Source organism: Cellulomonas citrea (genome assembly GCF_009829685.1).
Classification (GTDB): Bacteria; Actinomycetota; Actinomycetes; order Actinomycetales; family Cellulomonadaceae; genus Cellulomonas; species Cellulomonas citrea.
Genome location: NZ_VWSD01000121.1, coordinates 1 through 9,028, shown reverse-complemented (window position 1 = coordinate 9,028; position 9,028 = coordinate 1). Strand labels below are relative to the sequence as shown.

The window sequence follows — 9,028 nt, the reverse complement described above, 5'->3', positions numbered from 1 at the left end:
GCGTCGGCGGCCGCGCCGGTGCCGTCGCGCAGCACACCGAGCATCCGACGCATGTCGGCCAGGGCCGTGCGCCCCGTCTCGGCGGCCAGGTCGAGGGCCTGCTCGGCCGACTCGGGCGCCCGCCGCACACTGGCCCGCGCACCGTCCGACAACGCCACCATGACCGACAGCGAGTGCGCCACCACGTCGTGCAGCTCGCGGGCGATCCGGGTGCGCTCCTGCATCGAGGCGAGCCGCGCCTGCTGCTGCCCGGCCGCGACCAGCTCGTGGGAGCGTCGCACCAGGTCGGCCACCTGCTGACGCTGTCCGTACACGCTCAGCCCGACGGCCAGGTAGATCAGCCCGACGATCGTGTAGCTGAGCAACGACGCCAGGGCCAGGCCGCTGAAGGGACCCCAGCCGGGCATCGGGGTGGCGGCCCCCGAGGCCGGATCGGTCGACAGCACCGGGCCGAGCTGGGTGGCAAGCGCACTGTGCGTGGTGAGCGCGAACGCCCCGGCGAGCACCGCGACCACGGCCCCGAACGACGACCAGGCCACCGCCGGCCGTCGGTTCGCCGCGACCGTGTACAGCGCGAACGGCAGCGCGGCGTCACCGGCCGGCAGCCCCAGCCCGGCCGGCAGCAGCAGGCTCACCGCGATCACCGCGGTGACCGCACCCAGCACCGCGAGCGGCCAGCGCCGGCGCACCGCGATCGCCACCAGACCGAGCAGCGCCGCGACGGCCTGGACCGCGATGAACGGCGTCCCGTCCCCGCCGACCGCCCCGGTCGTGAAGGACGCAGCCATCGCGGCGGCCGAGGCGCCCGCCACGAGGAGGCACACCAGCACGTCGGACGCCACCGGGTGCACCGCGAAGAAGCGGCGCACCACCCCCAGCCGACGGACCTCCAGCTCGGTGAGCGGCCGCAGCAGGCGGGCACCGTCGACGTCGAGGGGCGTGCCCGCGGTGGGCACGCCCCTCGACGTCGACTGCTCCTCGCCCATCAGCTCCTGCTCAGGCGTCGCGGCTGCGCAGCACCAGCACGGCGGCCACGAGAGCGAGCACAGCCCAGGCCACGAGCACGCCGTAGCCCTGCCACGCCCCGAGCACCGCACCGACGTGGTGCGGCACGGCCTGCGCCGCGGCGATGTCGGCGTCGGTCGACATGAGCCGGCTGCCGGCCGTCCCCGGCAGCCACGGGCTGATGATCTGAAGCGGCTTCCACGGGATCGCCGCGAACACGTTCTCGATGACGAGCAGGAAGCCCATGAGCGCGGCGATCGCACCGGCCGTGTGACGCATGAGCGCCCCGACCCCGAGCGAGAGCACCGCGATCCCGACGAGGTACAGCGGCGCACCGGCCAGGATGCGGGCCGACTCGGCCCCCGGCAGCGCGAAGCTGATGTGCTCTCCGGCCACGAGGGCGAGCGCCCCCACGCTCAGCGCGCTGGAGACCACGGCGGTCACCAGCACGACCCCCGTGAGCACGAGCGCCTTGGCGAGGAGCACCGGCGTGCGGCGCGGGACCGCCGCGAGCGTCACCCGGATCTGGCCCGAGGAGTACTCCGCGGTGATGGTGAGCACCGCGAGCGCCACGATCGCCAGCTGGGAGAACTGCAGCCCCGCCGATGCGGCCTGCACCCCGTCGACCGGGAGCGTGCCCTGGCCGGAGGCCGCCACCGCACGGGCCGCCGCCCCGAGGATCGCCGCCATGCCGACCTGCAGCAGGACGGCCAGGCCCAGCGTCCACCAGGTGGAGCGCAACGAGAAGAGCTTGCGCCACTCGGAGGCCACCACGCGGCCGAAGGTCAGGTGCACCGCCGAGGGCGTGGCCGGGCGTTGCAGTGTCGTCGTGCTCATCGGGCCACCTCCGGGTTCGCCGGGGCGCCGACCCCCGAGTGGTACTCGACCTCGTCGGCGGTGAGCGCGAGGTACGCATCCTCCAGCGACGCCCGCACCGGTGCCAGCTCGTGCACGGCGATGCCGGCGGCCAGCGCCGCCTCGGCCACCGCCGGGGTGCCGGCCACGATCTCCAGGGTGTCGGCACCCGTCTGGGTCACCGTCAGACCCTGCGACCGCAGCACGGCCGCGAGCTCGGTGGCCCGCGGGGCCCGGGCGCGGGAGGCCTCCTGGCCGGGGCCGGCCAGCAGGGTGGCCATCGGCGCATCGGCCAGGATCCGGCCACGGCCGATGACGATGACGTGGTCGGCGGTCTGGGCCATCTCGGCCATGAGGTGGCTGGACAGGAACACCGTCCGGCCCTGACCGGCGAGGTAGCGCACCAGGTCACGGACCCAGATGACGCCCTCGGGGTCGAGCCCGTTGACCGGCTCGTCCAGGATGAGCGTCGACGGGTCGCCGAGCAGCGCGACCGCGATGCCCAGCCGCTGACCCATGCCGAGCGAGAAGCCCTTGACGCGCTTGTCGGCCACCGGGCCGAGCCCGGTCATCTCGAGCACCTCGTCGACCCGGCGCGCCCCCAGGCCGTGGGTGGCACCGACGACGCGCAGGTGCTGGCGGGCGGTGCGCCCGGGGTGCACGGCCTTGGCCTCGAGCAGCGCACCCACCTGGGTGAGCGGCGCACGGTGCTCGACGTACGGCTTGCCGTTGACGGTGACCGTGCCGGACGTCGGGCGGTCGAGGCCCATGATCATCCGCATGGTGGTGGACTTGCCCGCCCCGTTGGGGCCGAGGAAGCCGGTGACGATGCCCGGCCGGACCGTGAAGCTGATGTCGTCGACGGCCCTGGTCGTGCCGTAGACCTTGGACAGCCCGTGCGCCTCGATCATCGGCGCACCTCTTCGCTGGTTCTCATGCCTTGAACCTACGGCGCACCACCCGGGACCGACATCGGTCGCGCGGGCTATCCGGCAGCGACCCGGTCAGCCCCGGGGACGACCTCGGGCTCACCCGACCGGCCCGGCGGCTGTCGGCGGCGCCCGGTAGCGTGCGAGGTATGCGGCTGGCGACCTGGAACATCAACTCCGTACGGGCCCGCGTCGACCGGGTGACGGCGTTCCTGGAGCGGGCGGACATCGACGTGCTCGCCCTGCAGGAGACCAAGGTCAAGGACGAGGCGTTCCCGCGCGAACCGTTCGAGGCGCTCGGCTACGAGCTCGCGACCAGCGGCTTCAGCCAGTGGAACGGGGTCGCGCTGCTGTCCCGCGTCGGGCTGGCCGAGGTGCGGCGTGGGTTCACGGGGATGCCGACCTGGGGCGACCCGGCGGCGGAAGAGGCCCGGGCCATCGGGGCCGTCTGCGGCGGCGTCCAGGTGTGGAGCCTCTACATCCCGAACGGCCGCGAGATCGGCGACCCGCACTACACCTACAAGCTCGAGTGGCTGGCGCGGCTGCGCGACGAGGCGGCCGGGTGGCTCAGCGCCGACCCGCACGCCCCGATCGCCCTGGTCGGCGACTGGAACATCGCCCCGCTCGACACCGACGTGTGGGACGTGGGCTTCTTCGCAGGCCGCACCCATGTGACGCCGGCCGAGCGCGAGGCCTTCGAGGCGTTCGCGGCTGCGGGCTACACCGAGGTCTCGCGGGTGCACCAGCCGGCCGAGCACACCTACACCTACTGGGACTACCAGCAGCTGCGCTTCCCCAAGAACGAGGGCATGCGGATCGACCTGGCGTACGCCTCGCCCGCGCTGGCCGCCCGCGTGAGCTCGGTGAGCATCGAGCGCAACGAGCGCAAGGGCAAGGCACCGTCGGACCACGTGCCCGTGGTGCTGGAGGTGGACGAGTGACCCGCATCTCTGCGCACCTCCGGCCGTGCCGGCCGTCCACTAGGTTTCGGCCATGAGCGAGCAGCCACCGCGGCCCGAGGACGGAGCCACCCCACCCGGCGACAGCGTGCTGCCGCCGTACCAGCCCGTCCCGCCGCCGCCCGCCTACGACCCCGGCCCGGTGACGGCTGCCTACCCGCCGCCGGCGGACCCGACCGCCGGCTACCCGACGGCGCCGCAGGGCCCCGGTGGCTACCCGCCGCCGGCGGCACCGGGGTACGGCGCTCCCGGGCAGAGCCCGTACGGGGCTGCCGCCCAGCCGGGGTACGGGGCCCCCGCCCAGCCGGGCTACGGCCCACCCGCTCAGCCGTACGGCGCCCCCGGTCAGCCCGGGTACAGCGCTGCCCCCGGCCAGCCGGGCTACGGCACCTGGGGCGGTGCGCAGCAGCCCGCCTACGGCACGTACGGCGACCCGTACGGCACGTCGCAGTCGACGAACGGGCTGGCCACGGCCTCGCTCGTGCTCGGCATCATCGGTCTGTTCTGCGGCATCCCCGCGATCGTCGGCCTCATCCTCGGCATCGTCGCGCTCGGCCAGATCCGCAACGGGCGCGGCACCGGGCGCGGCCTCGCGATCGGCGGCATCGTCACCAGTGCGGTGGCCATCGCTCTCACCGTGGCTGGCATCGCCCTGGGCGTCGTCGGCGCGATCTTCGACGACACGACGTCGAGTCTGGGCGACAGCTCCTCCGGGTCCTCGAACAGCTCGCAGGTCGACGGCGACATCCCCACCGACTACCAGCTGGCGCAGGGGTACGTCCCTGGCGACTGCCTGAGCGTGTACTCCGAGTCCTGGGACATGTCGGACGCCGACCTCACCGACTGCTCGAAGCCGCACGGCATGGAGGTGGTGAGCACGTTCCAGCTGGCCGCCGCAGTGACCAGCTCCGACGACACCGTCCTCAACACCGCCGACGAGGAGTGCTGGACGACGATCACGTCCCTGGTCCCCGACACCGCGACCCAGGACACGATCGACTCCGACGTGTACTTCCCGAGCGAGGACCAGTGGAACGCAGGTGAACGCACTGCGTACTGCGTCGTGGTGCCGTGGAGCGGCGACAAGCTGAACGCCGGTTCGGTGACCGCAGGGACCTACGGCGGGTCGGGGGAGCTCTGAGCTGGGCACCCCCGGCCGGGTACGCCGAACCGTACCGAGCACCCGGCTGGCAGGACCCACCGCCGCGGCGTGAGCCGCTCGCGGTCTGGGCCCTGGTGAGCGCGCTCGTCGGGCTGTTCCCGGTCGCCCTCGTGCTCGGGGTGCTCACGCTGCGCCGCACCCGCTCGCGCGGGACCCGCGGTCGCGGCCTTGCGCTCGCCGCCCTCGTGCTGGGCGCGGTCGAGCTGGTGGTCGCCGTCCCGGCCCTCGTCGTCGCGCTCCTGGCGGCCCGGTCCCTGCAGCCGCTGCCGGTGGACCTCGCCGCACCCCGGCAGGCGCACGCCCGCCAGCTCGTCGTCGGCAGCTGCCTGGGCCAGCTCCCCAACGACGGCGTCGTGGACCTCGTCACCGTGGTGCCGTGCGACCAGTCGCACGTCGCCCAGGTGGTGAGCACCACCCAGCTCAGCGGCAGCTGGCCCGGTCAGCGGGCGGTCGACGGTGCCGTCGCCGACACCTGCCGGCTCACGCAGGCCCAGGTGCAGGCCGGGGACCGCCTGGTCACCTGGGCACCGACCCGCAGCGGCTGGCGGCAGGGCGACCGCACCGGGCTCTGCCTGCGCGTCGACGGCTGAGCCCGGCCACGACGAGCCGACCAGGTCCCGAGGTCGTCCAGGCGATCGGGCTGCGCCTGGGCTAGGTTGCGGGCGTGCCGAAGCAACGCTCGCAGCCGCCGGCGTCCCGCGGCGACTCGCGCCGGTCCGGCAGCCCCCGGCCGGCCTCGCCCGCAGCCGCCGACCGCCCCGCCGCACCCGTCGCAGAGCCCGACGGCAGGCTGGCCCGCACGGCCCTGGTCGCGGCCGTCCTCGGCTGGGTGCTGATCGCGGTGGCGGCCGTCGTCGCGGCCACCCGCACCGGTCCGGTGCCGCAGGAGGTCGCCAGCGACGCGGCCTCGACCGCCGTCGGGCTCATCGGGCTGGTCGGTGCGATCGGGCTGGTCGCCGGCATGGGTCGCGGCGTGATGGCGCTCAGCCGGATCCGGGCCGGTCAGGCGACCGGGCGCGCGAGCGCACGCTGGGCCGTCGCCCTGGGCGCTGCGCCGTTCGTCGTCGTGCTGGGGCTCGGCGTGCTCACCCTGCTCACGCACGGCTGAGGGCGGCGCGCGTACGGCTGAGAACGGCCCACGCACGGCGCGGGGCGGCCGGACCAGGTCCGACCGCCCCGCCGACCACCGTCAGCCTGCGTCCTCCACGAGCTCGCCCGTGACGACCAGCCCCGACCCGTCGGGGGCGAGGTCCACCACGACCGTGTCGCCGTCGTGCACCTGCCCGGCCAGCAGCTGGCGGGCGAGCTGGTCGCCGATCTGCTTGGCGACGAGCCGACGCAGCGGCCGGGCGCCGTACGCCGGGTCGTAGCCCTCGATCGCCAGCCACTCGCGCGCCGCGGGCGACACGTCGAGCGTGAGCCGACGGTCGGTGAGCCGCGTGGCCAGCAGCGCGACCTGCAGGTCGACGATGCGCCCGATCTCCTCCAGGGACAGCGCGTCGAACAGCACGATGTCGTCGAGCCGGTTGAGGAACTCCGGCTTGAACGCTGCCCGCACGGCCTCCATCACCGAGTCGCGCTTGCCCTCGTCGGACAGGGTCGGGTCCACGAGGAACTGGCTGCCCAGGTTCGAGGTGAGCACGAGGATGACGTTGCGGAAGTCGACGGTGCGGCCCTGGCCGTCGGTGAGCCGGCCGTCGTCGAGCACCTGGAGCAGCACGTCGAACACCTCGGGGTGGGCCTTCTCCACCTCGTCGAGCAGCACGACGGAGTAGGGCCGACGGCGCACCGCCTCGGTGAGCTGACCGCCCTCCTCGTAGCCGACGTAGCCCGGAGGTGCACCGACGAGCCGGGCGACGGAGTGCTTCTCGCCATACTCGGACATGTCGATGCGCACCATGGCGCGCTCGTCGTCGAACAGGAAGTCCGCGAGCGCCTTGGCCAGCTCGGTCTTGCCGACGCCGGTGGGGCCGAGGAACAGGAACGAGCCGGTGGGCCGGTTCGGGTCGGCGATCCCGGCGCGCGAACGCCGCACCGCATCGGACACCGTGCCGACCGCACGGGACTGGCCGATGAGCCGGCGACCCAGCTCGTCCTCCATGTGCAGCAGCTTGGCGGTCTCGCCCGCGAGCAGCCGACCGGCGGGGATGCCGGTCCAGGCCGAGACCACCTCGGCGATCTCGTCCGGGCCGACCTTGTCGGCGATCATCGGGGCCTGCGTCGGGGTCTCGTCCTCGGTGAGCTCGGCGGCGGCGATCTCGGCCTCGACCGCGGGGATCTCTCCGTACTGCAGGCGTGCGGCACCGGCGAGGTCGCCCTCGCGCAGCAGGCGCTCGGTCTCGGCGCGCAGCTGGTCGAGCTTGACGCGCAGGTCGCCGACCCGGTTGTGGCCGGCCTTCTCCTTCTCCCAGCGCGCGGTGAGGGAGGCCAGCGCCTCGCGTCGGTCGGCCAGGTCCTTGCGCAGCTTGGCGAGGCGGTCGAGGGACGCGGGGTCGGTCGCCTCGGACAGCACGACCTCCTCCATCTCGAGCCGGGTGACGGCGCGCTGCAGCTCGTCGACCTCGATCGGCGAGGAGTCCAGCTCCATCCGCAGCCGCGAGGCGGCCTCGTCGACCAGGTCGATCGCCTTGTCGGGGAGCTGACGGCCGGAGATGAACCGGTCGGACAGCGTCGCGGCGGCCACCAGCGCGGCATCGGCGATGGTCACCTTGTGGTGCGCCTCGTACCGCTCCTTGAGACCGCGCAGGATGGCGACGGTGTCCTCCACGGACGGCTCGCCGACGAACACCTGCTGGAACCGGCGCTCGAGGGCCGGGTCCTTCTCGATGTGCTCGCGGTACTCGTCGAGCGTCGTGGCGCCGACCAGCCGCAGCTCACCGCGGGCGAGCATGGGCTTGAGCATGTTGCCCGCGTCCATCGCGCCCTCGGACCCGGCGCCCGCACCGACGACGGTGTGCAGCTCGTCGATGAAGGTGACGATCTCGCCGTCCGACCCGGTGATCTCGGCCAGCACGGCCTTGAGCCGCTCCTCGAACTCGCCGCGGTACTTCGCGCCGGCGACCATCGAGGCCAGGTCGAGGGAGATGAGCCGCTTGCCGCGCAACGACTCGGGCACGTCCCCGGCGACGATGCGCTGGGCCAGCCCCTCGACGACGGCGGTCTTGCCGACGCCGGGCTCGCCGATGAGCACGGGGTTGTTCTTGGTGCGCCGGGACAGCACCTGCACGACGCGGCGGATCTCGGCGTCGCGGCCGATCACCGGGTCGAGCTTGCCGTCCCGGGCGCGCTGGGTGAGGTCGAGGCCGTACTGCTCGAGGGCCTTGAAGGTGCCCTCCGGGTTGGGGCTGGTCACCTTCTGGTTGCCGCGCACGGTGGGCAGCGCGGCGACGAGCGCATCCCGCGAGGCGCCGACCGCACGCAGCGCGTCGGCGACGTTGGAGTGCCCGGCGGCCAGACCGATGAGCAGGTGCTCGGTGGACACGTAGTCGTCGCCGAGGCTGCGGGCCTCGGCGTTGGCGGCGTCGAGCGCGGCGGCGGTGGCCCGCGAGGCGGTGGGCTGGGACACGGTCGAGCCGGACGAGGACGGCAGCCCGACGAGCAGCCCGCGCACGGTGCGGCCGAGCGCGGCGCGGTCGGCGCCCACGGCGTCGAGCAGCCCGCTGGCCACCCCGCCGGTCTGCTCCAGCAGTGCGCCGAGGACGTGCGCGGGCTCGAGCTGGGGGTTGCCGGCGGCGGTCGCGGCCTGGATGGCCGAGCCGAGTGCTTCCTGGGACTTGGTCGTGTACTTGACGTCCACCTGTGCCTTCCGATCCGAGTGCGGGTGCTCGTTGAGGCCAACCCCGCCAGAGTTGAGTGTATTCCGCTCAACTTCGGGCGCCACCTGCGGGCGGGGGTGCCGCACTACAGTCGCCAGCAGCCCAGAGGTCGGACGGGGAGGTCGAGGTCGTCATGAGGTCAGCCACCGCACGACGCGGCCTGCTCGCCGCCCTGCTGCTCACCGGCGCCGGCCTGCTGCTGCTCACCCGGCGGTCGGTCGGCGGCGCGCTGTTCCGCCGGACCGGCCACCGCACCCGCATCACGGAGCTCGACCTGACCGAGCAGCAGGTGCGCAGCGAGCA

The 9,028-nt window shown here is 73.9% G+C and carries 8 protein-coding genes; 4 read left to right on the top strand and 4 right to left on the bottom strand.

All coding sequences use genetic code 11. From position 1 onward, the window contains the following. The 3 genes from F2B26_RS12295 to F2B26_RS12285 form a co-directional block, all read right to left on the bottom strand. The coding region (locus F2B26_RS12295; RefSeq protein WP_235929645.1) for a sensor histidine kinase at positions 1-986 on the bottom strand (986 nt) is incomplete at its 3' end. Positions 987-996: 10 nt separating this feature from the next. Next, positions 997-1,842: an ABC transporter permease gene (locus F2B26_RS12290; RefSeq protein WP_159809782.1), complete on the bottom strand. Its 846-nt coding sequence runs from the start codon at positions 1,840-1,842 to the stop codon at positions 997-999. Then, on the bottom strand, positions 1,839-2,771 hold the full coding sequence (locus F2B26_RS12285; RefSeq protein WP_159809780.1) for an ABC transporter ATP-binding protein: 933 nt from the start codon (positions 2,769-2,771) through the stop codon (positions 1,839-1,841). Before F2B26_RS12285 ends, F2B26_RS12290 begins: the two co-directional genes overlap by 4 nt. Before the next feature lie 167 nt (positions 2,772-2,938). On the opposite strand from F2B26_RS12285, the gene F2B26_RS12280 reads away from it, so the two are divergent. From F2B26_RS12280 to F2B26_RS12265, 4 genes are all read left to right on the top strand, one after another. Then, on the top strand, positions 2,939-3,730 hold the full coding sequence (locus F2B26_RS12280) for an exodeoxyribonuclease III (RefSeq protein ID WP_159809778.1): 792 nt from the start codon (positions 2,939-2,941) through the stop codon (positions 3,728-3,730). A gap of 52 nt (positions 3,731-3,782) precedes the next feature. Further along, positions 3,783-4,889 carry a DUF4190 domain-containing protein gene (locus F2B26_RS12275; RefSeq protein WP_159809776.1) on the top strand — a complete coding sequence of 369 codons (1,107 nt, stop codon included), beginning with the start codon at positions 3,783-3,785 and terminating at the stop codon, positions 4,887-4,889. Beyond that, on the top strand, positions 4,820-5,500 hold the full coding sequence (locus tag F2B26_RS12270) for a DUF4190 domain-containing protein (RefSeq protein ID WP_268891105.1): 681 nt from the start codon (positions 4,820-4,822) through the stop codon (positions 5,498-5,500). The genes F2B26_RS12275 and F2B26_RS12270 overlap by 70 nt, the downstream gene beginning before the upstream one ends. A gap of 74 nt (positions 5,501-5,574) precedes the next feature. Then, positions 5,575-6,018 (top strand): hypothetical protein, encoded by a 444-nt coding sequence (locus tag F2B26_RS12265; protein WP_159809774.1) that lies wholly within the window; start codon positions 5,575-5,577, stop codon positions 6,016-6,018. An 81-nt stretch (positions 6,019-6,099) separates the two neighbouring features. Here F2B26_RS12265 and clpB read toward each other — a convergent pair whose 3' ends face one another. Then, the gene (clpB, locus tag F2B26_RS12260) at positions 6,100-8,706 is read right to left on the bottom strand and encodes an ATP-dependent chaperone ClpB (protein ID WP_159809772.1); all 2,607 of its coding nucleotides are present in this window, start codon (positions 8,704-8,706) and stop codon (positions 6,100-6,102) included. Positions 8,707-9,028 lie beyond the last annotated feature (322 nt).

Excerpts from the sequence above, each read along its gene's own strand:
- F2B26_RS12290 (WP_159809782.1), bottom strand. The coding sequence starts at position 1,842 with ATGAGCACGACGACACTGCAACGCCCGGCCACGCCCTCGGCGGTGCAC.
- F2B26_RS12285 (WP_159809780.1), bottom strand. The coding sequence starts at position 2,771 with ATGATCGAGGCGCACGGGCTGTCCAAGGTCTACGGCACGACCAGGGCC.
- F2B26_RS12280 (WP_159809778.1), top strand. The coding sequence starts at position 2,939 with ATGCGGCTGGCGACCTGGAACATCAACTCCGTACGGGCCCGCGTCGAC.
- F2B26_RS12275 (WP_159809776.1), top strand. The coding sequence starts at position 3,783 with ATGAGCGAGCAGCCACCGCGGCCCGAGGACGGAGCCACCCCACCCGGC.